Genomic DNA, 23,644 nt, shown 5'->3' on the forward strand with positions numbered 1-23,644 from the left:
ATGTTTGCCAAGATCCTAAGGCGATCGCTGAGAAATTATAGCATTTTAGATTTAAGATTGTGAAAGACTGACTGTATCGGCTGTCTACCTATCGCCATCGGTAAAGCCAACTGGTATAATTTTCACAATTGATAGCAGCAGTCTGAGCATAAATCAGTATGGAACGAGTCATCAAAAGCGGTGCTGGTTGGCGCATAGGCTGGAATCCAGATGCACCAGAATTTAAAGGACTAGTCGGGACTCAAGATTGGGCGTTAGAACTAACTGAAGCAGAATTAACCGAATTTTGTCGTTTATTTAATCAGCTTGCAGATACCATGAAGCATCTAGCTACAGAGCTAATGGACGAGGAAAAAATTGCCTGTGAAGCCGAAAGTGATTTATTATGGATGGAGGTGGAAGGTTATGCTCATGCCTACAATCTGCGCTTCATCCTCAACACAGGACGAGGAGCAGAAGGTAAATGGGAAGCTTCCGCCGTAGCTGAATTGTTGCCAGCCATCAGAATGCTAAAAGTTTTTTGAAAAACCCCTTGCTATTTTTCTTGACCTTGTGATATACTCGCAAGAGTGACTTAATTAATTTTAGATTCACACATTTGGCATCATCACCACATCAAAAGTCTAAAATCTCAAGTTCATATTTCCGGGACGTAGCGCAGCTTGGTAGCGCGCCACTTTGGGGTAGTGGAGGTCTAGGGTTCAAATCCCTACGTTCCGATTTACGGAAACTTTAATTGCGGCATATTCTTCTAGCTTTAAGTATATGTCTGAGTCTTTTATTAAGATACTGCTTTTGATGGCTGTACGTTTTTCTAGACGTGGGGATACTTTAAGTACAGGCTGTTTCATGCAAGCTTTGACTAATCAAAACTGATGGCTATTTATGTCTGATTTCAACTGGAAATTTTTAAGAGTAGTTTTATCTTGGCAAGGTTTATTTACTGTAATTATTACTAATTGCTTATTGATTCTCAACCTAGCTATAAAACCCACCATTGCTCAGAACGGACAGGATTGTTGGCTATCATCAAAAGCAACTCAAGAAAAAGAAAACTTACGTTTATTAGCTCTTAAAGGCAATAAAGAAGCAGAAAATCGCTATCAGAAATTACTCAAACAGCATACACAAGAATTAAAAACCTGTCGTAGTCAGACTTGGCCGCAAACTCAAGCTATTTGGTTGCGCCTGTATCCCTGTGATATTGAGCCGGGAGCAGTTGATCAAATTATGGATCGAATTGTCAACCAAGGCTATAACCAAGTTTATTTAGAAGTATTTTATGATGGAAGGGTACTATTACCCGCCGCAACTAACTCTACAGTTTGGCCTGCTGTAGTTCGCCTTCCTGGTGCAGAAAAATTCGATTTATTGGCATTAGCAATTAAAAAAGGGCAACAACGGGGGTTAAAAGTTTATGCTTGGATGTTTACGACTAACTTTGGTTACACCTATGCTCAACGTACAGATAGACAAAGTGCGATCGCTCGTAATGGCAAAAATCAAACCAGCTTATCCGTAGTAGAAGATAGTTCCCAAGTCTTCATTGATCCCTACAACACCCAAGCAAAAACCGATTACTACCGCATGGTGCAACAGGTTATCCGCCGTCGTCCAGATGGTATTCTCTTCGATTATGTTCGTTATCCTCGTCAGACTGGCATTGACTCCATTGCTACCAAAGTTCATGACCTCTGGCTATTTACTCCAGCCACCCAAGAAGTCCTATTTAGTCGCGCCAAAAATGCCAAAGGGTTAGAATTAATTCGCCGTTTTCTCACCAGAGGATATGTCAGCGCCGGCGATATAGCAGAAATTGATAAACGCTATCCTCAAGAAGATGAACCCTTATGGGAAGGGCGTATTCCCGCAAGAAAGCAGAAATCTTTACCTTCTCCAGAGGAAAAACAGCGGGTTTTGCAATTGGATTTGTGGTTACTTTCCGTTGCTCACGCTATGCAAGGTATCGTAGATTTTATAACTTTAGCAAGTTACCCAGCCAAACAACAAGGTATTCCTGCGGGAGCAGTGTTTTTTCCCGAAGGTAATCAAGCTTTAGGACAAGGTTACGATTCCCGCTTGCAACCTTGGGATAAATTCCCCAGTACCCTAGAATGGCATCCCATGTCCTATGCAAATTGCGGGAATGCTAGTTGCATTGTCGCGCAAGTTCAACAAGTTTTAAAAATGGCACAACCAGGCACAAAAGTCATTCCGGCCTTAGCTGGGAAGTGGGGAGAATCAATTAGCAATCGTCCCCCTTTAGAAGTACAAATGCAAGCCCTCCGTCAATTATCTCCTCAAATTAAGGGTGTTAGCCATTTTGCTTATTCTTGGCAACATCCTGAACATGACGGAGAACGGAAATCTTGCAATGTTAGGTAAAAAAGCTATTGCATGGAATCAACATACTTATCTAATGTAGTAGCTAATGTAGTTTTAGGAACAGCACCAACAACTGTTTTAATTTGTCGTCCCCCCTTAAATATCATCAAAGTGGGAATACTGCGAATCCCATAATGACTAGCAACAGTAGGATTTTGATCAGCATTCAACTTTACCACTTTTACCTGTCCCTCGTATTCCGCAGCCACTTCTTCCACTACAGGAGACAGCATTTTACAAGGACCACACCAAGGGGCCCAAAAATCAACTAAAACAGGAGTCTGACTTTCTAGAACTTCTTGCTTAAATGTAGCTTCAGTGACATTGGTAATAGATGACATAAATTGTTTGCCTAGATTTCAATCAATAACTTAATAATATCAAATAAATGAGGAGAGCAGGAAAACCAAATTATCTGCGTTTATCTGCGTCTATTTTATGCCATCTGTGGTTAATTATTCCCCATTATACCTCACTTACATCGAAATTTCTCTACTTTCTTAAAATGTTAATTTACCTCTAAATTAGGAGAATTTTTATCAGCACCGCAATGATGACAATAAGGTAATTCTTTATAGGTTAAATTATGACAATTATGGCATTCGACATATTGATAGTAACCGCAGTGGGGACAGTGGCTATCTTGAGGACGAATTTTTTTAGCACACCGAATACAGCGTGATTTTTGAATTCTGTTAGCAGCTTGAATTTTATGATTAAAGACAACGGTTTGGAAGAATTTAATCATGCCAAAACCAAGCAAGGGAATTAGCAAAATATAAACATAACTAATTAGGAAAACTAGCCCACCAAACAGAAAACTAATAATATCAAAGAAGAATTGAAATATTATACCAATTTGTAAAAATTGAAATACTTTCAGAACTAGGGGAATGATAAATATAACTAGCAAATGCCAGCTAATTAACGCTATTAGTCCATATCTTTTGCGTTGACTGAAGTTGTTAACTAATAATGCAATGAGAATGAGCGGTAATAAAAAGATAGCTTGAAAAAATAATTGAATACTAGGATACCAAAAGGAAGCATCTTTATAGCCTTTTTTAACTTCATTAAATTTAGTTTCATCTTTGACAAAAGACAGAAAATTAACACTTTCAGGTTTTGTCAGCAGTTGATTTTGCAGATTAGCAATTTCCTGTTTTAAGTTGGCAATTTTCTCGATATTTTGTGTTAATTCCTGTTTAGCTTTTTCAGCACGAACCTGATTAATGGAATTACCTGAAGACTGTCCAGCAATTTTTTCTAATAAGGTTGAATCATATTGCTGACGAATGGTAGCGTTTGCTTGTTCAAGACGACTAATTTTATCTTGTGTCTGATTTATTGTGGTAAGAATTTTCTGATTTTGCGGATTATTCAGTTTATCTTTAGATTCACCATAGTTCAAACATATTTCTGAAACCTTACCCAAATGTCCGACTTCTACATCTTGATATGTTTGCCGAATTCTTTGCTCATTGCTACCATAAGGTAATGAACTCCTCAGAAATTCATAATCTTTATTTTTGGTAGTTTGGGTTTTGTAAATATCCCATTCAGAATAACATGGATAAGCTTGAGTCGGGCTAAGATGCCATTCACTAATATTATTTAAACCCGTAAAAACATTAATTAAAATAAAAATATCAACTAAAATAATGACAACTAAACTCACTTTATTGAGTGGTTCGTTGTTTACCGTTCGAGAGTTATTAAAAAACCGATTTGAAAGCCGGCGGATTCTGGTAAACATATAACTGTATGTACTTAAGTTGATGTACTATCAAGAAACACAACCTGATTACGGATGTTACTGAAATTAATTTACCATTCTCTTATGACTTTAGTGGTTTTTTTGTTAAGTTTTATATAGTTATGTAGTGTTGTCCAGTCCATATTGGTTTAAATTTGCTCTACTGTGACAAAGTATATAATTTTATTATTCCCGATCAAGAGGCAAAAATTCCATCTCTCAAACTCTTCCTCTCTTCGCCTCTGCGTCTCTGCGTGAAAAAAATATTTAATTTCAGTATATTTGTGGTTAATTATTCCTTCTCTTCTGCTGGCTGGGTAATAGCTTGACAATATCCAATTAGAGTATCAATACGCTCCTCAATAGTTTTCAATCTAGCTTGTGATGTTGTTAATTGCTTTGCACCTTGGAGAAACATCATATCTACTTCCAATAGCCGCAACTGCTTACTTATTTCCGTTTTATAGGATTGTTCTCGTGAATTAGCATCAACCAAAGGAACAATTTGCTGGCTAAAAAACGCCTGTAATTTGGCTAAATGCGGACGTAACTCCCCCGCACTGAGTTTACCTGCTGTTACATTAGTCCGAAACTCATCTAGAAATGTTGCCAATTCCTGATATTTATCACAATTAAAAGACATCTGTTGCTAGTTAAGATAGTATTAATGTCAAGAAAAATTTCTTATATCCCCAAGCTTTCCATTGTTCCTGCTCCAAATCACAAGTCTCAAATCTTATTTTGAGGCTTGGTTTACCGTCAATAGGTTTTTATGATTATGTTTGAAAGAAACCTACAATGGATGATGACCACAGGCAGTTAGGACATCATCTCTCCAACCTTGTCTCTAAACTTTCAGTTAACAGCATCTACTTATAGAAATGCTGTCATTTTTGCTTATCTCTTACACCTATCCACAAATTACCTTTTTTATTTTATGAGTAGTGTAGCCGTCAAACCTCCTGTTGATGTTGTTCTCCCAGACTGGCTTAACAAATGTTTAATTGCACCGCCAGCGCCTATACTTACGGAGGAAGAAGACCGAACGTATAACGGTAATGCCTTAATTTGTCGAGCTTTTCAGTTTGCATATCAACTGCATGGGGGTCAAATTCGGAAATCGGGAGAACCTTATATTGCCCATCCTGTTGCTGTAGCGGAAATACTCCGTGAATTAGGTGGTAGTCCTGCTATGATAGCAGCCGGTTTACTTCATGATGTAGTGGAAGATACAGAAGTTACAAGTGAAGATATAGAAGCACGTTTTGGACCAGAAGTAAAACTATTGGTAGAAGGTGTTACCAAGCTGTCGAAAATTAATTTTACTAGCAAAACCGAAAGTCAGGCAGAAAATTTCCGGCGAATGTTTTTGGCTATGGCGCAAGATATTCGGGTGATTGTGGTGAAACTGGCAGACCGTTTGCATAATATGCGGACTCTCCAATATATGTCAGAAGCTAGTCGTCAACGTAGCGCCCAAGAAACGCGAGATATTTTTGCACCTTTGGCGAATCGCTTAGGGATTTGGCAAATTAAGTGGGAATTAGAGGATTTAGCATTTAAATATTTAGAACCAGATGCTTATCGAGAAACTCAGAAATGTGTGGCGGAAAAACGCACGGCACGGGAAGAAAAGTTACTCAAAGCTACGGATACTTTGCGCCGTCGGTTACTCAAGGCAGGTATTAATTGTTTAGAAATTAGTGGTCGTCCTAAACACCTTTATAGCATTTATCAAAAAATGCAGCGGCAGCAAAAGGAATTTCATGAAATTTACGACTTGGCGGCGCTGCGAATTATTGTCCAAACTAATGAAGAATGCTATCGCGCTTTGGCTGTTGTTCATGATTCTTTTCGTCCTATCCCTGGTAGATTTAAGGATTACATTGGATTGCCGAAGCCAAACCATTATCAGTCTTTGCATACGGGGGTAATTGGCTTAACTGGCCGCCCGTTGGAGGTGCAAATTCGGACTTTGGAAATGCACCATATTGCGGAATATGGTATTGCTGCCCATTGGAAGTATAAGGAAACTGGGGGTTCTGAAAATACTCCTGTGACAAGCACTGATGAAAAGTTTACTTGGTTAAGGCAGTTGCTAGATTGGCAAAGTGATTTAAAAGATGCTCAGGAATACTTAGATAGTGTTAAGGATAATCTATTTGAAGATGATGTTTATGTCTTCACCCCAAAGGGGGATGTTGTTCCTTTAAGTCCTGGTTCTACAAGTATTGATTTTGCTTATCGGATTCATACTGAGGTGGGAAACCACTGTGCGGGGGCGCGAGTTAATGGTCGCATTGTGCCTTTGTCCACACGATTGCATAATGGCGATATTGTGGATATTATTACTCAGAAGAATTGTCATCCTAGTTTGGATTGGTTAAATTTTGTTAGCACTTCAGCGGCGAAGTATAGAATTAAACAGTGGTACAAGCGATCGCGCCGGGAAGAAAATGTCGCTAGAGGACGGGATTTATTAGAGAAGGAATTGGGGAAAACTGGTTTTGAGAATTTGCTCAAATCAGATGCTATGCACACTGTCGCGGAAAAATGTAATTATCACAGTGTGGAAGATTTACTTGCCGGTTTGGGTTATGGGGAAATTACCTCGAATTTAGCGCTGAACCGTTGGCGAGAAGTTGTGAAAGCTAGACAACCGGTAAGTGATGTTGTCCCATTTATCCCCAAAGAACCAGCGCCAAAATCCTCACGGGATACATCACTAATTACGTCCCGTGCTAGTGATTCCCCGATTATTGGTATGGAGGGTTTGGTTCATCATATTGCTGGCTGTTGTACGCCCATTCCTGGTGAAGCAATTGTGGGTGTAGTCACACGAGGAAGAGGAATTTCTATCCACCGCCAAGGCTGTCATAATGTAGATCCTATTGAGTATGAGCGGTTAGTACCAGTGCGCTGGAATTTGGCTATGGAAAACCGCAGCCGTCCCCATACTTATCCGGTTAATGTGCAAATTGAGGCTATGGATAGAGTGGGAGTATTAAAAGATGTGCTATCACGCTTAAGTGATCAGGGTATTAATGTTCGTCATGCTCAAGTGAAAACTTGTTTGGGACAACCTGCGTTGATGGATTTGGGCATTGATGTCCGCGATTGTTCTCAGTTGGAACATTTATTTGTGCAACTCAAGAAAATGAGTGATATTCTCAATATTCGCCGTGTTTGTGAGGCTGAGGACTGCGGTTAGTGGGGTGTTACAGCTATTTTCTTTTTATCTCACGCAGAGGCGCTCCAGGCGCAGAGGAGGAGATACATGAGAATGGCTGTAATTTGCGGATTTTAAATAATTTCATTGAGGGTTTGTAAAAGTTGATCTATTTCTGCGGCTGTGTTGTAATGGGCTAGTCCTATTCGTAATAAGCCGCCTGATGTTTCTACGTCTAATTTTTCGGTGAGGTTGGTTGCATAGAAGTTACCGTACCAAGCAAATATTCCCTGTTCTCCTAATATTTTGGCTATGGTTGCTGGTGTTTTTCCTGTCATGCGGATAGAGACTGTTGGTGTGCGCCATGTAAATTGGCTGGGTTCGGTAATTCCATAGAGAGTTAAACCAGGGATTTTTAATAATCCTGAAATCAATTTTTTACTTAATTCTCTTTCGTATTGTTGAATGGCTGACATGGCTGATAATAATGCGGCTCGACGACTATGATAGGCTGATGCTAATTCGTGGTTTGGTTGGGCTATTTCGGTTAGGAATCGAGGACAATGGAAGGTGGTGAGGCCTTCTCTATCGGCTTCTATTAAGGAGGAAAGTAATTCGTTATCTAAGGTTGGGGAAACATGACAACCTAATTTTGCTAAATAATTAATTGCTGCTACTAATCCTGCTAAACCTTCATGATTTAATGTTCCTGTTTCCCATCTGCAAGGGACTTCTTCTGATGCAGGTTTAACTTTATAAGGGGAAAATTTGGTTAAATGTTCTCTTTTTCCGTAAAGAATTCCTACATGAGGTGCGAAGAATTTGTAGGCGGAACAGGCGAGAAAATCACAGTCTAAATGATGAACGTTTATCGGTGCATGGGGGGCATAATGGACGGCATCAACATATACTAAAGCCCCGAAATTATGGGCAATTTTAACTATTTTGGCGATATCATTAATTGTGCCGACGGCGTTGGAAGCGTAAGTTACTGCTACTAGTTTGGTGCGGGAATTTATCTTTTTTTCTAAATCGGTTAAATCTAATGTACAGTCGGCAACATTAATATCAACTGTCCGAATAATCACACCTTTTTCTTCTAAAGCATACCAGGGAGAAATGTTGGCTGCATGGTCTAGGTCTGTAATAATGATTTCATCGCCGGTTTGTAGTTCTCTCCCAATAGCGCGACTCACGGAGAAAGTGAGGGTGGTCATATTTGCGCCAAATACTACTTCATCATTATCGCATCCTAAGAAGTCAGCGATCGCCGCCCTGGCAGAAATAATCAAGGCATCGGTTCGCATACTGGTAGCAAAAGCACCGTGAGCATTAGCATTTGACCTGACTAAATAATCACTAATTGCGTCTAATACTCCACCGGGTACTTGTGTACCACCGGGTCCATCAAAGAAAATCGCTGGTTTTCCGTTAATTGTTTGTGTGAGTGCAGGAAACTGGGAACGAATCCATTTTATGTCTAGAGATTCCATGATTTTCCTCTTTTTTATGATTTTTGTTTCGCGCAAAGGCGCAAAGGAAGAAATATATTAATGTAGATTGTAGTCTAACATTTAATTTTGTTGTATAGGAAAAGCAACATTCTTTAAAAGGTTAATAGGGCTAATATTTTTTAATAATTGCATTTGTTGTTGATTTTTGACTAACAATGCCCCTGCAAACCCCAATGAGTTGACGGAAATTGATTCAAATTCCTCAAATTGTCGGGGAACAATTAACATCCATTCTCGTGTCATTAAAAGGTTATATGCTCCTGATTGGATATTATTTTCTATGGGGTTAATTCCTAAAGTTTGGAGTAAGGTATGATATTTTTTGAGGGTTATTTCGGCACTTTCTCCCAAGTTAATATTAGTGAAAGCGTGTACAAAGGGAAATTCTGGGATAGTTCCCAGGGAATTATCTAATTTTGCAGCTTTTACAAGTGGTGAAATGGGAATATCTGTTTCTGCAAAAGGAATAATTTGTAAATGTTTATGTGGTTGACTCGCACCAGCAAGTTTACCACCGTTATAAAATACTAACCCATCAAATTCTGCTAAACAAGCCCACATAGCCATAAAATCTTCTAGGGTAAGTAGGCTTTCCTGTGGTTCAAAAGCGCGGGTAATTATCAAAAAGTGATAATCAACAACATTGAATTTATTTAAAATACAAACATGAGTAGGAGAGATATCCGCCACAAATAAAGCTTCTTCATAAGGTAAAAAAGGATTAAATTCTTTACCAGTTTTAGCAGTTTTTTGATTTTGTTTTTCTTGATCAGCTTTTTTGCGATTGATATTTTCTAAAATTCTGACAACAAACTTGATTCCATCTTGTTCAAAAATTTCCACCTCTGTGGGAATAGATTTTAAAGCTCCAGATTTTAAAGCCAGTTCGGTGGTTTTCTTGAGACTTGTCCATAATGTACCGGGTTTAAGTCGGATTTCCTGCTGGTGCATATTTTATAGGAGATAACTAACAATCTTATATCATAAATTGGTTACATAAAATCAATAATCTCGGCTCTAACGTTCCCTTTATGTAAACATTTATTGTAGGTTGGGTTGACGCAAGGAAACCCAAAAACTCTTACTATCTTAACGCCAATGTTGGGTTATGCCTTCGGCACGCTACGCGAACACTTCATTCAACCCAACCTACAAAAATTAAATTAATATTCTTTTCCATAAGAGGTTGTCTTAAAAGTGGTATCCCGTAGTTTTCATCACATTATTACCCACCTTTCCCTTTACAAGGGGAGGGTTAGGGAGGGGTAAAATATTTGATACAGCAATCATGACTTTTCAAACACCCTCTAAGGGGAGTATTAGAACCAAAATTTCTTGTAATATCAGATTTCTATATAGTATAATTAAAATCAGCAAATTATCACCATTCAAGAGGTGAATCGTGGTTCAAACCTTAACCAAATCAGTCAGCTTTGAGGAGTTTATCCAATCCTATCCAGAAACAGGATCACGTTATGAATTACACAATGGAGAAATTGTAGAAATGAACCCACCCGTAGGAGATCATGAAGTCGTAATTGGTTTTTTAGCACGTAAGATATCAGGAGAATTAGATAGACTTAATCTTTCTTACCTCATACCTAAAACAACATTAATCAAAGCACCAAAATCTGAATCTGCCTATTCACCTGATATTTTATTACTAAACCCTGCTAACTTACCTAATGAACCTTTATGGAAGAAAGAATCAACTATTACTCAAGCTGATTCAGTTCCTTTGGTAATAGAAATTGTTAGCAGTAATTGGCAAACAGATTATACTCATAAAACCAACGATTATGAATCAATGGGTATTCCTGAATATTGGATAGTTGATTATGGTGCTTTCGGTGGTAAAAGATTTATTGGTAATCCTAAACAACCGACTATTTCTATTTATTCTTTAGTTGATGATGAATACATAGTTAATCAATTTAGAGGTGATGATTTAATTATATCGCCATTATTTCCGGAACTTAAATTAACACTTTCACAAATTTTACAAAATATATAAATACTGTAAGCGTAAGATCCCCGACTTCTTTGAGAAGTCGGGGATCTGATCTGAATCTAAGAACAATATAAAGTATCTCTTGTATCCCTTCCTGTCACGGGATTAGTCCCTTTTGCTACGTTACATAGTTTCTTTTGTTCATCTCGACGCAGGAGTACATCGGTAAAATCTGCACCGTCTATTATAGCACCATCAAATTTGGCACTAGCTGCGAATGCTCCTTCTAAAATGGCGTTGGTTAAATCGGCTTTAATTAACCGCGCTGAATCTAACGTAGCATTAGTTAGGTCTGCTCCCTGTAAATTTGCTGATTCTAGATTGGCGGCGAAAAAACTAACACCTCTTAAGTTAGAGTGACTAAAATTACTGTAGCGAAGATTGGCTTTAGTAAAACTGGAATCTGTTAAATCACGTCCAGAAAAATCAGCACTGATAAGAATTTCTTTGTTATATTCCAGTGCTACAGCAGAAGGGACAAAAGCCACTAAGGCTGTGGTGGAAATCATTGCCCAAAGTAATAAACTGAGTATACTGATCCAATTGCGATGCTTAGTATTCATGGTATTGTTAATTAATGGCTAATCCTTCTCCACTTAATTATGCAGATATTGGTAACATAGGTGAAGACCTAGTAGCCAAATGGTTACAATCTACAGGTTGGGAAGTTTTGCAGCGGCGCTTTTGCTGTCGTTGGGGAGAAATTGATATTATTGCCCAATATCAAGATACAATGCTGGCGTTTGTTGAAGTGAAAACCCGCAGTTCTGGTAATTGGGATGAAGGGGGAAAAAATGCCATTACTCCCCAAAAACAGGCAAAAATCTGGCGGACGGCGGAAATATTTTTAGCTAAATATCCACAAAAAGCTGATTATGCTTGTCGCTTTGATGTGGCACTTGTTCATTATCAATTACAAAGTAGAAAGATGATTAGCGGAGAATTTTTAGAGCGTTTATCTATATCTGGGTATGAGTTTAAGCTGCTACAATATATTGAGGCAGCTTTTGAACAATAGTAATCATGATTGCAAAATTATTTTTACTTTGCGACACTTCATTTAGAATTGTTTAAGCGAGTGTTTCTGGACAGTAGCCTAAACCTCGAACAAATTGTTGTCTAAATGCTTCAATTTCTTCTTTTTCCGGGCTACCATGAGAAACAACTGCTACTTGGTAACGACGCATTACGTCTACGGGTGTTTGTCCAGATTCTAAACTCCAAAATGCCATTTGGACTCTCATTGGTGGCTGATAGCTAATTCCCAATTCACTCAAGAAAGCTCGAAAATCGCCATCTTGTTGATCTGAGACTGTTTCTTTGAGTTTAATTCTGACTACCCAACCATCAATTTGATGAATCACACTGACAAAGGACAGGGGAAGTTGTGGTCTACCATGTAAGTATTGAACGATTCTCAGGGTGAGGGTGGCATTGCCTAGATAGTATAAGTATTCCATCATAATTTTATGGGATTAAGTTTAGTTCTACCTATCTATCTTCGTTAATGGGGTGGGGTTCTGGGTAGGGTAAAAGCACCCATTGTTCTATGGGGAGATTTACCCAATAATTTAGAAGTCACCGAGTCAGGAGTCAGAATGAAGAATAAAGAATGAAGAAGATGGAAAGAAGATGGAAAGACGAGGGAGTAAAAGTGATGTATAGCGGTTAAAGTAAGTTTTGTAGCTCATTTAAGTGCATACTATTATAACAATTTAACAATTACTTAATTAATATGAAGCAACAAATAATACAAGATAACGTAGAAACACAAAATGTTAATTTAGATTGTTCGTTGTCTGGTTATGACTACGAACTTCCACCAGGACTAATTGCCCAAAACCCTGCTGTTCCTAGAGATAGTTCTAAGTTATTGGTGGTAAATTCTCCCGAAACTGCTAAAAGTATACCACCTCTACATCATATTTTCCGTGATTTGTCGGAATTGCTGAAAGCGGGTGATTTATTAGTTATGAATAATACAAAAGTAATTCCCGCTCGGCTATATGGCTGTAAGGATACAGGTGCGGGGGTGGAAGTGTTGCTGTTGGAGGAACGAGGACATAATTGCTGGTTGGCTTTGGTGAAGCCTGGAAAGCGCTTTAAGGTGGGTAGTGAGATTATTTTTACAGCGGGGGGAGATGGGAATAAACAGGAATTGAGGGCGACAGTTGTTGAGTCAGATCCAGAAACTGGGGGGCGATTATTACAGTTTGATTTGCCCCCAGCAGTTCCTTTAGTGCAGGTGTTAGGGAAGTTTGGACAGATTCCCCTACCTCCTTATATTACGGCTTCTACGGCGGCTGATGAACAGTATCAGACGGTGTATGCGGCTGAACAGGGAGCGATCGCAGCCCCAACAGCAGGATTACATTTTACACCGGAATTATTAGAAAAATTGCGTAATAATGGCATTAATCAAGCTTTTATTACTCTTCATGTTGGTGTCGGTACTTTCCGCCCGGTGGAGGTAGAAGATGTCACTACCCACGCTATGCACGAAGAATGGATTGAAGTTACTGCTGATACCGTTGAGCAAATTCGGGCTACTCAGGCTGCTGGGGGACGAATTATTGCGGTGGGGACAACAGTGGTAAGAGCTTTAGAAGGTGCGGCACAATCTGGGGATTTACAGCCCTTTGTCGGGAAAACAAACTTATTTATTTATCCTGGCTATAAATGGCAGGTTGTGCAGGGGTTAATCACCAATTTTCATTTACCCCGTTCTAGTTTATTGATGCTGGTTAGTGCTTTGATTGGTAGAGAAAGACTATTGGATCTTTATCGGCAGGCAATTAGTTTTGAATACCGCTTCTACTCTTTTGGTGATGCTATGTTGATCTTACCAGAAGGGAAAAGTATTCAATTATGAATTTTTGATGAAGTGATGGATAATCTAATTTAGATTGGATTCAGTATGACTAAAGGGTAGTGAGTCATGTATCAAAAATGCCATAAATCTCCGTCTTTTAACATAGCTAAGGCTACATACAAGCAAGTATTAATGAGTATCGTTTCTACTTCTTCTGCATTTTTAATCTTGACTTTACCTGCAATTATTAATTCTCCCATAAGAACTAACTTTCTTATCTTCCCTATTCCCTATTCCCTATTCCCTATTCCCTATATTGGTAAACGATTAATATCTTTATTACAACCAATTACAACCATTGCAGAACCTTTTTCTAAGCGTTTAGTTGGTTCGGGATTAATGATAAATTTACCATCATGACTGACAGCCAACATATTTAAACCGTAGCGGTTACGCAGTTGAAGTTCAGCAATGGTTCTTCCATGAAATTCATCAGGGACAATTAACTCCACAATACTGTTATCTGGGTCAAGATCAAATCTTTCTAAAATTCCCGGTTTAGTGAGTGTTCGTGCTAAAGCACAACCAGCTTCATATTCTGGAAATACTACATGATCTGCTCCTACTCGTTGTAATAATTTGCGGTGAACCTCACTAGAGGCTTTTGCAACTACGTGAGGTACACCACCTTCTTTGACATTTAAGGTAGTAATAATACTTTCCTGAACGTAGTTACCAATAGCGACAATAACGGTATCAAATTCAAAAATTCCGGCTTCTTTTAGTGCTGCTGATTCCGTTGAATCTAATTGTAAAGCATGACCAACTATTTCTTCATTCAGAGCTTCAGAAACCCGTTTTTCATCAACATCTGTAGCTAACACTTGATAACCTAAATTATGCAATGTTGAACAGACAGAACGACCAAAGCGACCTAATCCAATGACAGCAAATTGTTGGTTATCTTTACGTAAACTGCGAAGAAATTTTAATGATGAAAGGTTCATAATTTGTCAGTTGTTAGTTGTCAGTTTTCAGTTGCTAAATTCTTTTATCCAACAAGGAGATTTTCTTCGGGGTAGTGAATTCTGCTAGGACGAGGATCACCTAAGATAGATGACATTAATAATAAAATACCAACGCGACCAATATACATTGTGAGAATTAAAATTAATTTGGCTGCGGTAGAAACAGTAGCGGTAATTCCTGTGGAAAGTCCGACTGTACCAAAGGCTGATACTACTTCAAAAAGAATTTGAATAAAAGCCAATGTGGGGTCAGTAATACTAATTAAAACCGTTGCAACAATCACTGTTGCTAGTGAACCAAACACTACCCCCACAGCTTTTAAAATTAAAGAAATGGCAATTTTACGATTATACAACAATACCTGTTCTTTGCCTTGAAGAATTGCCTTTGTACAACTGGTCAGAACTCGTAAAGTAGTGGTTTTTATTCCTCCTCCTGTACCTCCAGGACTTGCGCCAATAAACATGAGGGCAATCATAATAAATAATCCGGCATTAGTCATTTTTCCAATGTCAATGCTATTAAAACCAGCGGTTCTGGTGCTGACTGATTGAAACCAAGCCGCTAATATTTTATCAGATAAACTTAATTTTCCAAAGACGCTATCGTTTCTGATTTCTATAAAGAAAATTGCAATTGTTCCTAACACTAATAAAATTAAAGTAGTGCTAGTTGCAACTTTAAAATCCAGGGAAAATATTAAACAACTTGTTTTTTTGATGATCCGATTACGCTGATAACTAAAGCTATCTCGCAACCACAAATACATATCCAAGATAACTTGATAACCAATACCTCCAAAGATAATTAAACAGCCAATTGTGATAATCACTAAAGGAGAAGATTGATAACCAATTAAATTATCTTTAAATAAACTAAATCCAGCATTGTTCCAAGCACTGACACTGTGAAAAATAGCTAACCAAGTTCCTTCTTGCCAACCTTTTTCGGGAACAAAGGCTATCATTAATAAAAATACTCCTGTGAGTTCAAACAATAAGGTAGTCGCAATAATAGAACGGATAATTTGAGAGCTACCACTCATGCCTGGACGGTCTAAAGCTTGTTGAATTGCTACTTTTTGTCTCAGGTCAAACTTTCTGCCAATTAATAATATTAAAAATGTGGTAGTTGTCATATAACCCAAACCACCAATTTGTGCTAATAGGGCAATAAATAACTGACCTAAAAAAGAAAATTCAGTGCCAGTATCTACTACTGCTAATCCTGTGACACAAACCGCTGAAGTTGAAGTAAATAGAGCGACAATGGGGTCATTCCAATTACCATTACCAGTTGAAAAAGGCATTGTCAAGAGAATTGCTCCCAAAAGAATGACAGCAATAAATCCCAAACAAATTGTCCGCGCAACAGTCATAAGTGATTAAAAATGAAGAAATTTCATGCAGTTAGGTTATTTTTATATATTCCCAAGGTAGAATTAATGAGTTATTCCCTGGCGTAAAAATATCCCTATAGCGGTTATTGGTTGAGTGAAATACAAGAACCCAACCCCCTCCCCGCAAGCGAGGAGGGGGCTTATGACTGTATTTCATTCAAGTACATACCGTTATATCTAATTAAAAACATAAATGGTAGCCTAAGAATAAGTTTTTTTGCAGTTTCTTGTCATCTTTATTATTATTAAATTCATGAGTCAAATACTTTACAAACAAATTCAGGAATTTTACGATGCTTCTTCCAGTTTGTGGGAACAGATTTGGGGGGAACATATGCATCATGGTTATTACGGTGTAGATGGTAAACAGGTGAAAGAACGCCGTCAGGCACAAATTGATTTAATTGAAGAATTGTTAAAATGGGCTGATGTTAAGGGTGCGGAAAATATTCTTGATGTCGGCTGTGGGATTGGTGGTAGTTCTTTATACTTGGCTGAAAAGTTTGGGGCAAATGCTACGGGAATTACATTGAGTCCTGTACAAGCTGCTAGAGCTACTGAAAGGTCTTTGGCAATGAGTTTGAGTCAAAAGACTAGATTCATGGTTGCTAATGCCCAGGAAATGCCTTTTGAGGATAATTCTTTTGATTTGGTGTGGTCGCTGGAAAGCGGTGAACATATGCCAGATAAAACCAAGTTTTTGCAAGAGTGCTATCGCGTATTAAAGCCCGGTGGAACTTTGATTATGGTGACATGGTGTCATCGGAATACGGATAAGTCCCCGCTAACAAAGGATGAGAAAAAGCACTTAGAAGATATTTATCGAGTCTATTGTTTACCTTATGTTATCTCTTTAGCGGAGTATGAAGCGATCGCTTGGCAATTGCCTTTAAATAATATTCGCACGGCTGATTGGTCAACCGCTGTTGCTCCTTTTTGGAATGTGGTAATTGATTCGGCTTTTACACCCCAAGCATTTATCGGTCTATTAATGGCTGGTTGGACTACAATTCAGGGGGCATTATCTTTAGGTTTAATGCGTCGAGGTTATGAAACTGGATTGGTTCGGTTTGGATTATTACGGGGAACAAAGTAAGTCCAATTTTGTGTAAAGATGTACTCAATTTAAAAATAAACCAACCACAGAGGCACAGAGGACACAGAGGAGAAAAAGACAAGTTTAGGAAATTCGGCGCAGTTTCATAAGGAAATGGTATCAGTCCAATTCCTTTAGGTGCTTAAGAACAAAAAAGAACAAAATATGAATCAATTTTATCAACAAAATTCGGCTATTTCTCCAAAAACTTGGTTTTATTCTTTTTGGAAATTTTCCCGTCCCCATACAATTATGGGAACAACTTTGAGTGTCTTGGGTTTATATTTAATTACCCTGGGTGTCACTTCAACAAATTTTTCTAGTTTGCATATTAGTCAGATTTTAGCAACATGGGTTGCTTGCATAAGTGGCAATATTTATATTGTTGGTTTGAATCAATTAGAAGATATTGACATTGATAAAATCAATAAACCTGATTTACCTCTAGCATCGGGGGAATTTACCAGAGGACAAGGACAATTAATTGTTATTATTGCTGGTATTGTTGCCTTAGCTTTAGCATGGCTAACTGGACCGTTTTTAATGGGCATGGTGACAATAAGTTTAGCAATTGGTACGGCTTATTCTTTACCACCAATTCGTTTAAAACAGTTTCCTTTTTGGGCTGCTTTGTGTATTTTTTCGGTGCGGGGAACTATTGTTAATTTAGGTTTGTTTTTGCATTTTAGTTGGGTATTGCAAAGAAGCCAAGGGATTCCGGGGGCAGTTTGGGCGTTAACAGTGTTTATCTTAGTATTTACATTTGCGATCGCTATCTTCAAAGATATTCCTGATATGGAAGGAGATAGATTTTACAATATCACAACTTTTACCCTCCAACTCGGACAAAAAAAAGTATTTAATCTCGCACTTTGGGTATTAACTATCTGTTATGTAGGCATGATTTTAGTAGCCTTATTCCATCTTGCGGAAGTCAACACTATATTCATCTTAATTACTCATACAGTAGCCTTAATTGTGATGTGGTGGCAAGGTGCAGGAGTTGATTTACAAGACAAACAAGCCATTACTAATTTCTATCAATTTATCTGGAAATTGTTTTTCATTGAATACCTAATTTTTCCCGTCTCCTGTTTATTAGCTTAAACTCATGTTAGAAACATTTCCTAGTTCCAATATTATCGCCCTTTCTGTAGTTATTTTTGGTCTTGCCATTCTTGGTTATTTGAGTATCAAAACATTGATTACCTCCAACTTATTTCAGAAAGGCATCAACTTTTATCAAGCCAAAGATTTTGAAAATGCCGAAATAGTCTTGAGGAAAGTTATTGCTATCAACTCTACCAACGATATGGTACGTTTGTTATTAGGAGATATTTTAAATCAGAAAGGACAAATTGTCGAAGCAAAAGCATTATTCTGTGAAGTAATTGATAGCAGTCCTAAAAATCCTGATGCTTATTTACGTTTAGCCAATATTCTCATGCAGGAACAACAGGAAACGGAAGCGAAAGCTAATTTAGTTCAAGCAAAAGAATTATTGCAAAAACAGCGTCAACCAGAAAGGGCGAAAAAGGTAAGCCAGTTGTTAGATAAAATGTCTAAACTGTGATTTTTTAACAACAAGATCCCCGACTTATCTCCCCGTGTTTGCCCTGATACTTGTATTTTAGCGGATAGGATAGAAGAAATAGGCAGTAGGAAGAAATCCGGGTGTTCTGGTAAGATGAGTGAACCGTTTAATTGATTTTTCAGGAGTTAAAGAATGTCCATCCCAGCAGATCCAGTTAAATTGATGAAGCAAGAAGTTGGCAAAGCCGCCGCCAATTTGGTAAAATCCGGTTCTATAGTTGGTTTGGGGACAGGTTCAACCACAGCTTACACTATTCAATATTTAGGAGAACGCCTCAAATCAGGTGAACTCAAAGATATTGTCGGTATCCCCACCTCATTTCAATCAGAAGTATTAGCAAAAGAGTATGGCGTTCCTCTCACCACTTTAGACGCTGTAGACCATATTGATATCGCTATAGATGGGGCAGATGAAGTAGATCCCCATAAAAACTTGATTAAGGGTGGTGGTGCTGCACATACCCGCGAAAAAGTTGTAGATTACCTAGCAAAGCAATTTATTGTTGTCGTTGATGGTGGTAAATTAGTAGACCGCTTAGGTTCTAGTTTCGCTGTACCAGTTGAAGTTATCCCTATGGCTATCACCCCCGTCACAAATGCCATTAAAGCACTTGGTGGTAAGCCAGAACTACGCATGGGTGTGAGAAAAGCAGGTCCTGTAATCACTGACCAAGGTAACATGGTTTTAGATGTCACCTTCGATAGCATTGATGATCCTGTAAATCTGGAAAAAACACTAAATAATATTCCCGGTGTTCTGGAAAATGGCATTTTCGTCAATTGTACAGATATCGTTCTCGTTGGTGAAGTTATTGATGGTAAACCTGTAGTTAGACAACTTTAGATTATTACCTAATCACATAAATTACGAGTTAGGAAAAAGGAGATAAGAGGAAGAAAATGAACTCTTTTCTCATTACCTTTTTCCCAACCCAAACTCAGTATAATTTTACAGATATAATTATATTTTTTGTGGATGTTACGATTTGAAAACACGTTCTAATTATTGGCAACTTTTACCCTATATCCGCACCCAGTGGGAAACTATCGCTAAGGGTTTTATAGGAATTTTAGGATATGTACTGGCAACTTTAACCCTGATTAATGTCGCGGGGAAGTTGGCAGTTCCTTTCGGAAATGGTAATGTATTAGCGATCGCTCAATTAGCGGGAATCAGTGCGGCTATCTTTCTTGTCAGGGGCTTTTTTCAGTCTGTGCAAGATTTGTACATGGCAAAAGCAGCTTTAAGGGTGGCTTTTTATCTCCGACAACAGGTTTATACTCATTTACAAAAACTCAATCTCAGCTATTTTGAAACTGCTAAGGCTGGAGATCTATCCTATCGTCTCACGGAAGATGTTGATAGGGTTGGAGAAGTTATCAATAAGCTTTTTCATGATTTTACTCCCTGTGCTTTACAGTTAATTGCTATTCCCATTTACATGATTTATTTGAATTGGCAACTTACTCTAGCGACGGTAATTGTCGCCCCAATTATGGGAATTTTAATTGGTTGGTTTGGGGAAAGATTACGGAAATATTCTCTCAAAAGTCAAAGTCGTATTTCTGATTTATCAGCTATTTTAACAGAAATTTTCAGCGGTATCCGATTAATTCAAGCTTTTGCTGCGGAAAAATACGAAATAGAGCGATTTAGTCATGAAGCCGAACGCAGTTTTAAAGCTAAATATTCAGTCGAAAGATTAAAAGCTATTCAAATTCCCATTGTGGGATTTTTAGAAGCTGTCAGTGCGTTATCTTTGCTAATGGTAGGAACTTGGCAAATATCTCAACGCAATTTAACGGTAGGTGAATTTTTTAGTTATTTAACAGCAGCAGCTTTGTTAATTGATCCTATTGGTCATACTACTAATAACTATAATGAATTTAAACAAGGTGAGGCATCAGTTGATCGGGTTTTTGAGTTATTAGCAATTCAACCAACGGTGTTAGAAAAAGTTAATGCTATTACTCTTCCATCTGTTCATGGTAAGGTTGAATATTGCAATATCACTTTTGCTTATAAATCAGGAGAAACTGTATTAAATAATATTAGTTTATTAGTCATGCCCGGTCAAGCCATTGCCTTGGTTGGTGCTTCTGGTGCTGGTAAAACTACTTTTGTGAATCTGTTACCTCGATTTTATGATCCTGAATTTGGGGAAATTTTTATAGATGGCATAAATATTCGAGATGTGACTTTAAATAGTTTAAGAAAACAAATTGGGATTGTTCCCCAAGAAACGATTATGTTTTCGGGAACTATTGCCCAAAATATCGCTTTCGGACAAGATGATTTCGATATTAACGCAGTAGAATCAGCGGCAAAAATCGCCAATGCTGATCAATTTATTCAGCAATTACCGGAAGGTTATCAGACTTGGGTAGGAGAGCGAGGTGTGAATTTATCAGGGGGACAAAGACAGCGAATTGCGATCGCTCGTGCAGTCCTTCTCAACCCGCAAATATTGATACTTGATGAAGCCACATCTGCCTTAGATTCGGAATCAGAAGCTTTGGTACAAGAGGCTTTGGAGAGATTGATGGAAAACCGCACGGTGTTAATTATTGCCCATAGATTATCAACGGTGCGGAAGTGCGATCGCATTTTGGTGTTAGAAAAAGGGCAAATTGTCGAATCGGGAAATCATGAGGAATTATTAGAATTAGAAGGGAGATATGCGCGGTATTATGCTCAACAATAAGATCCCCGACTTCTTAGAGAAGTCGGGGATCTGAAATTCTCGAATAAATTTTGAATTTTAACCTGTCATTTCTCAGGTACAAGAATTATAATGTGCCGTTATTAATAATTGAATCGTGATAATATCGCATCAACCATAAGGATGATGTAGAGACGTTTCATAAAACGTCTCTACAACGTGGTTCACCTAAAGGATACCAGAAGCTACGCTAAGGTAGTTGTAAAGTTATTTAATCCTAAAGTACCTGTTAATCCTATCACCTCAATGATGGCATCAGTAGTCGCACTAAATCCTGCGGTAGCATCATTAATAGCTACAAAGCTGCGGCTACCAAAGGAGAATTGAGCAGCAGCATTAACTGTAAAACTAGTTGTAGTTAACTTAGCTGCAATTCCGGCTGTATCAAGTGTTGCCACAATTCCTGCATTAGAAAATGCGGTGCGGGCAGTGGAAACAAGGAATAAATCATTTCCAGCATTAGCATTGAAGCCGATAATCACATCAAAGGTATTGAAGACAGAATCTGCTAAGGTGCGGTAGTCAAAACGGTCTGCTCCCAGCCCTCCAGTTAGAGTATCTTTTCCGGTTCCCCCTGTTAGGGTGTCATTACCCGCACCACCGTCAAGGGTGTTATTAGCACTGTTACCTGTGATGACGTTATTACCTGCGTTACCAGTCCCGTTAATTGCTGTTGTTCCTGTGAGAGTTAGGTTTTCAATATTGCTCAGAGGGTCAAGATCATAAGTAACACTGGATTGAATGGTATCTGTACCTTCCCCAAAATATTCCGTAATGATGTCAGTAATACTATCAACAATGTAAGTATCGTCACCATCACCACCAATTAAGGTATCAACACCTGCACCACCATTGAGGGTATTATTGAGTTCATTGCCTATGATGGTGTTATTACTGGCATTCCCTGTACCCTCAGTGGCTAACCCTAACAGGAACAAGTTTTCGACATTTCCAGAGAGAGCATAGTCAATAGTGCTGTAAACCGTATCTGTGCCTTGGTTGGCATTTTCGGTAATGGTGTCACTAGTATTGTCAACATAGTAAGTATCATTACCATCACCACCAATCAAAGTATCAACACCCGCATCACCGTCAAGGATATTATCAGCAGCGTTACCTACAATGATGTTATTAGCTGCGTTTCCTGTACCGTTAATTACTGTTGTTCCTGTTAGAGTCAGGTTTTCGACATTTCCAGAGAGAGCATAGTCAATGGCGCTGAAAATCGTATCTGTGCCTTCGTTGGCATTTTCGGTAACGATATCACTGCTATCATCAACATAGTAAGTATCATCACCCAACCCACCAATTAAGGTATCAATACCCGCACCACCATCAAGGGTGTCATTGCCTGCTCCACCGTCAAAGATATTATCAGCAGCATTACCTGTGAGGACGTTATTACCGGCGTTACCAGTCCCGTTAATTGCTGTTGTTCCTGTTAGTGTCAGGTTTTCGACGTTAGCAAGAGCCGCAAGACTATAGGTGACACTGGATTGAATAGTATCTGTTCCTAATAGGTCGTTGGCATTTTCGATAATGGTATCAGTTGTGGTGTCTATAATGTAAGTATCATTACCATCACCACCAATTAAGGTATCAATACCCGCACCGCCATCCAAGGTGTCATTACCTGCCCCACCGTCAAGGGTATTATCAGCAGCGTTACCCGTAAGGACGTTATTACCGGCGTTACCAGTCCCGTTAATTGCTGTTGTTCCTGTTAGTGTCAGGTTTTCGACGTTTCCAGACAGAACATAGTTGGTAGTGCTGTAAACTATATCTGTTCCTTGGTTGGCATTTTCGGTAATGGTGTCACTAGTATTGTCAACATAGTAAGTATCATTACCATCACCACCAATCAAAGTATCAACACCCGTGCCACCGATTAAGGTATCAATACCCGCACCACCATCAAGGGTGTCATTGCCTGCCCCACCATTGAGGGTATTATTGGCACTGTTACCCGTGAGGATGTTATTACCTGCGTTACCAGTACCGTTAATTGCTGTTGTTCCTGTCAGGGTTAGATTTTCGATGTTGGTTAGGGTGGCAATGTTAAAAGTGGTACTAGATTGAATGGTATCTGTGCCACCACTTGTATTTTCGGTGATAATGTCAGTGGTACTATCAACAATGTAAACGTCATCACCCAAA

22 protein-coding genes and 1 tRNA gene are annotated in these 23,644 nt (G+C 38.5%); 12 read left to right on the plus strand and 11 right to left on the minus strand.

Annotated features, from left to right (window positions below):
• Positions 1-158 precede the first annotated feature (158 nt).
• The 3 genes from CA730_RS17455 to CA730_RS17465 all read left to right on the plus strand — a co-directional run bounded on the left by CA730_RS17455 (position 159) and on the right by CA730_RS17465 (position 2,385).
• Positions 159-524 (plus strand): DUF1818 family protein, encoded by a 366-nt coding sequence (locus CA730_RS17455; RefSeq protein WP_096669217.1) that lies wholly within the window; start codon positions 159-161, stop codon positions 522-524.
• A gap of 122 nt (positions 525-646) precedes the next feature.
• Positions 647-720, plus strand: a tRNA-Pro gene (locus tag CA730_RS17460).
• A gap of 165 nt (positions 721-885) precedes the next feature.
• Positions 886-2,385, plus strand: a complete 1,500-nt coding sequence (locus CA730_RS17465; protein WP_096669219.1) for a family 10 glycosylhydrolase — start codon at positions 886-888, stop codon at positions 2,383-2,385.
• 5 nt (positions 2,386-2,390) lie between these two features.
• Here the strand turns inward: CA730_RS17465 and trxA are convergent, their stop codons facing one another.
• The 3 genes from trxA to patD all read right to left on the minus strand — a co-directional run bounded on the left by trxA (position 2,391) and on the right by patD (position 4,784).
• Positions 2,391-2,726, minus strand: coding sequence for a thioredoxin (gene trxA / locus CA730_RS17470; RefSeq protein WP_096669221.1), 336 nt, complete (start codon positions 2,724-2,726; stop codon positions 2,391-2,393).
• A 167-nt stretch (positions 2,727-2,893) separates the two neighbouring features.
• On the minus strand, positions 2,894-4,141 hold the full coding sequence (locus CA730_RS17475) for a hypothetical protein (protein WP_096669223.1): 1,248 nt from the start codon (positions 4,139-4,141) through the stop codon (positions 2,894-2,896).
• Positions 4,142-4,433: 292 nt separating this feature from the next.
• A complete protein-coding gene (gene patD, locus CA730_RS17480) occupies positions 4,434-4,784 on the minus strand; it encodes a heterocyst frequency control protein PatD (protein ID WP_096669225.1) in 351 nt (116 codons plus the stop codon).
• 294 nt (positions 4,785-5,078) lie between these two features.
• Between patD and CA730_RS17485 the strand changes: the two genes are divergently transcribed.
• A complete protein-coding gene (locus CA730_RS17485; protein ID WP_096671608.1) occupies positions 5,079-7,352 on the plus strand; it encodes a RelA/SpoT family protein in 2,274 nt (757 codons plus the stop codon).
• A gap of 92 nt (positions 7,353-7,444) precedes the next feature.
• On the opposite strand, the gene CA730_RS17490 is transcribed toward CA730_RS17485, so the two are convergent.
• Positions 7,445-8,803, minus strand: coding sequence for an aminotransferase class V-fold PLP-dependent enzyme (locus CA730_RS17490; RefSeq protein WP_172891208.1), 1,359 nt, complete (start codon positions 8,801-8,803; stop codon positions 7,445-7,447).
• Between the two features lie 81 nt (positions 8,804-8,884).
• Complete coding sequence (locus tag CA730_RS17495; protein WP_096669227.1) at positions 8,885-9,775, minus strand: ATP adenylyltransferase family protein; 891 nt, start codon at positions 9,773-9,775, stop codon at positions 8,885-8,887.
• A 451-nt stretch (positions 9,776-10,226) separates the two neighbouring features.
• On the opposite strand from CA730_RS17495, the gene CA730_RS17500 reads away from it, so the two are divergent.
• Positions 10,227-10,838, plus strand: a complete 612-nt coding sequence (locus tag CA730_RS17500; RefSeq protein WP_096669229.1) for a Uma2 family endonuclease — start codon at positions 10,227-10,229, stop codon at positions 10,836-10,838.
• A gap of 56 nt (positions 10,839-10,894) precedes the next feature.
• Here CA730_RS17500 and CA730_RS17505 read toward each other — a convergent pair whose 3' ends face one another.
• Positions 10,895-11,398, minus strand: a complete 504-nt coding sequence (locus tag CA730_RS17505) for a pentapeptide repeat-containing protein (RefSeq protein ID WP_096669231.1) — start codon at positions 11,396-11,398, stop codon at positions 10,895-10,897.
• Positions 11,399-11,412: 14 nt separating this feature from the next.
• Between CA730_RS17505 and CA730_RS17510 the strand changes: the two genes are divergently transcribed.
• Positions 11,413-11,853: a YraN family protein gene (locus tag CA730_RS17510; protein ID WP_096669233.1), complete on the plus strand. Its 441-nt coding sequence runs from the start codon at positions 11,413-11,415 to the stop codon at positions 11,851-11,853.
• Positions 11,854-11,905: 52 nt separating this feature from the next.
• Here CA730_RS17510 and CA730_RS17515 read toward each other — a convergent pair whose 3' ends face one another.
• Positions 11,906-12,295, minus strand: a complete 390-nt coding sequence (locus CA730_RS17515) for a hypothetical protein (protein ID WP_096669235.1) — start codon at positions 12,293-12,295, stop codon at positions 11,906-11,908.
• Between the two features lie 275 nt (positions 12,296-12,570).
• On the opposite strand from CA730_RS17515, the gene queA reads away from it, so the two are divergent.
• The gene (queA, locus tag CA730_RS17520) at positions 12,571-13,707 is read left to right on the plus strand and encodes a tRNA preQ1(34) S-adenosylmethionine ribosyltransferase-isomerase QueA (RefSeq protein WP_096669237.1); all 1,137 of its coding nucleotides are present in this window, start codon (positions 12,571-12,573) and stop codon (positions 13,705-13,707) included.
• A 71-nt stretch (positions 13,708-13,778) separates the two neighbouring features.
• Here queA and CA730_RS26130 read toward each other — a convergent pair whose 3' ends face one another.
• Genes CA730_RS26130 through CA730_RS17530 form a run of 3 tightly spaced genes read right to left on the minus strand, consistent with a single transcriptional unit; the run spans position 13,779 to position 16,054 of the window.
• On the minus strand, positions 13,779-13,907 hold the full coding sequence (locus CA730_RS26130) for a hypothetical protein (RefSeq protein WP_269076480.1): 129 nt from the start codon (positions 13,905-13,907) through the stop codon (positions 13,779-13,781).
• 51 nt (positions 13,908-13,958) lie between these two features.
• Positions 13,959-14,654, minus strand: coding sequence for a potassium channel family protein (locus CA730_RS17525; protein WP_096669239.1), 696 nt, complete (start codon positions 14,652-14,654; stop codon positions 13,959-13,961).
• A 44-nt stretch (positions 14,655-14,698) separates the two neighbouring features.
• A complete protein-coding gene (locus CA730_RS17530; RefSeq protein WP_096669241.1) occupies positions 14,699-16,054 on the minus strand; it encodes a TrkH family potassium uptake protein in 1,356 nt (451 codons plus the stop codon).
• Between the two features lie 274 nt (positions 16,055-16,328).
• Here CA730_RS17530 and CA730_RS17535 point away from each other — a divergent pair, with 274 nt between their 5' ends.
• The 5 genes from CA730_RS17535 (at position 16,329) to CA730_RS17555 (ending at position 21,469) form a co-directional block, all read left to right on the plus strand.
• On the plus strand, positions 16,329-17,171 hold the full coding sequence (locus CA730_RS17535; RefSeq protein WP_096669243.1) for a methyltransferase domain-containing protein: 843 nt from the start codon (positions 16,329-16,331) through the stop codon (positions 17,169-17,171).
• A 165-nt stretch (positions 17,172-17,336) separates the two neighbouring features.
• Entirely contained in the window at positions 17,337-18,278 is a 942-nt protein-coding gene (locus tag CA730_RS17540) for a homogentisate phytyltransferase (RefSeq protein WP_096669245.1), read from the plus strand.
• A 4-nt stretch (positions 18,279-18,282) separates the two neighbouring features.
• Entirely contained in the window at positions 18,283-18,744 is a 462-nt protein-coding gene (locus CA730_RS17545) for a tetratricopeptide repeat protein (RefSeq protein ID WP_096669247.1), read from the plus strand.
• A gap of 153 nt (positions 18,745-18,897) precedes the next feature.
• Positions 18,898-19,608, plus strand: a complete 711-nt coding sequence (rpiA, locus tag CA730_RS17550; protein WP_096669249.1) for a ribose-5-phosphate isomerase RpiA — start codon at positions 18,898-18,900, stop codon at positions 19,606-19,608.
• A 142-nt stretch (positions 19,609-19,750) separates the two neighbouring features.
• Positions 19,751-21,469 carry an ABC transporter ATP-binding protein gene (locus CA730_RS17555; protein ID WP_096669251.1) on the plus strand — a complete coding sequence of 573 codons (1,719 nt, stop codon included), beginning with the start codon at positions 19,751-19,753 and terminating at the stop codon, positions 21,467-21,469.
• 203 nt (positions 21,470-21,672) lie between these two features.
• Here the strand turns inward: CA730_RS17555 and CA730_RS25750 are convergent.
• Positions 21,673-23,644 (minus strand): beta strand repeat-containing protein (locus CA730_RS25750; protein WP_172891209.1); only part of this gene is annotated, 1,972 nt, incomplete at its 5' end.

It is taken from the genome of Dolichospermum compactum NIES-806 (genome assembly GCF_002368115.1).
Classification (GTDB): Bacteria; Cyanobacteriota; Cyanobacteriia; order Cyanobacteriales; family Nostocaceae; genus Dolichospermum; species Dolichospermum compactum.

Coding starts and splice junctions, on each gene's coding strand:
- CA730_RS17485 (WP_096671608.1), top strand. CDS start 5,079: ATGAGTAGTGTAGCCGTCAAACCTCCTGTTGATGTTGTTCTCCCAGAC.
- CA730_RS17525 (WP_096669239.1), bottom strand. CDS start 14,654: ATGAACCTTTCATCATTAAAATTTCTTCGCAGTTTACGTAAAGATAAC.
- trxA (WP_096669221.1), bottom strand. CDS start 2,726: ATGTCATCTATTACCAATGTCACTGAAGCTACATTTAAGCAAGAAGTT.
- CA730_RS26130 (WP_269076480.1), bottom strand. CDS start 13,907: ATGGGAGAATTAATAATTGCAGGTAAAGTCAAGATTAAAAATGCAGAA.
- CA730_RS17505 (WP_096669231.1), bottom strand. CDS start 11,398: ATGAATACTAAGCATCGCAATTGGATCAGTATACTCAGTTTATTACTT.
- CA730_RS17535 (WP_096669243.1), top strand. CDS start 16,329: ATGAGTCAAATACTTTACAAACAAATTCAGGAATTTTACGATGCTTCT.
- CA730_RS17465 (WP_096669219.1), top strand. CDS start 886: ATGTCTGATTTCAACTGGAAATTTTTAAGAGTAGTTTTATCTTGGCAA.
- CA730_RS17475 (WP_096669223.1), bottom strand. CDS start 4,141: ATGTTTACCAGAATCCGCCGGCTTTCAAATCGGTTTTTTAATAACTCT.
- CA730_RS17530 (WP_096669241.1), bottom strand. CDS start 16,054: ATGACTGTTGCGCGGACAATTTGTTTGGGATTTATTGCTGTCATTCTT.
- patD (WP_096669225.1), bottom strand. CDS start 4,784: ATGTCTTTTAATTGTGATAAATATCAGGAATTGGCAACATTTCTAGAT.
- CA730_RS17495 (WP_096669227.1), bottom strand. CDS start 9,775: ATGCACCAGCAGGAAATCCGACTTAAACCCGGTACATTATGGACAAGT.
- CA730_RS17545 (WP_096669247.1), top strand. CDS start 18,283: ATGTTAGAAACATTTCCTAGTTCCAATATTATCGCCCTTTCTGTAGTT.
- queA (WP_096669237.1), top strand. CDS start 12,571: ATGAAGCAACAAATAATACAAGATAACGTAGAAACACAAAATGTTAAT.
- CA730_RS17490 (WP_172891208.1), bottom strand. CDS start 8,803: ATGGAATCTCTAGACATAAAATGGATTCGTTCCCAGTTTCCTGCACTC.
- CA730_RS17540 (WP_096669245.1), top strand. CDS start 17,337: ATGAATCAATTTTATCAACAAAATTCGGCTATTTCTCCAAAAACTTGG.
- CA730_RS17510 (WP_096669233.1), top strand. CDS start 11,413: ATGGCTAATCCTTCTCCACTTAATTATGCAGATATTGGTAACATAGGT.
- CA730_RS17455 (WP_096669217.1), top strand. CDS start 159: ATGGAACGAGTCATCAAAAGCGGTGCTGGTTGGCGCATAGGCTGGAAT.
- rpiA (WP_096669249.1), top strand. CDS start 18,898: ATGTCCATCCCAGCAGATCCAGTTAAATTGATGAAGCAAGAAGTTGGC.
- CA730_RS17515 (WP_096669235.1), bottom strand. CDS start 12,295: ATGGAATACTTATACTATCTAGGCAATGCCACCCTCACCCTGAGAATC.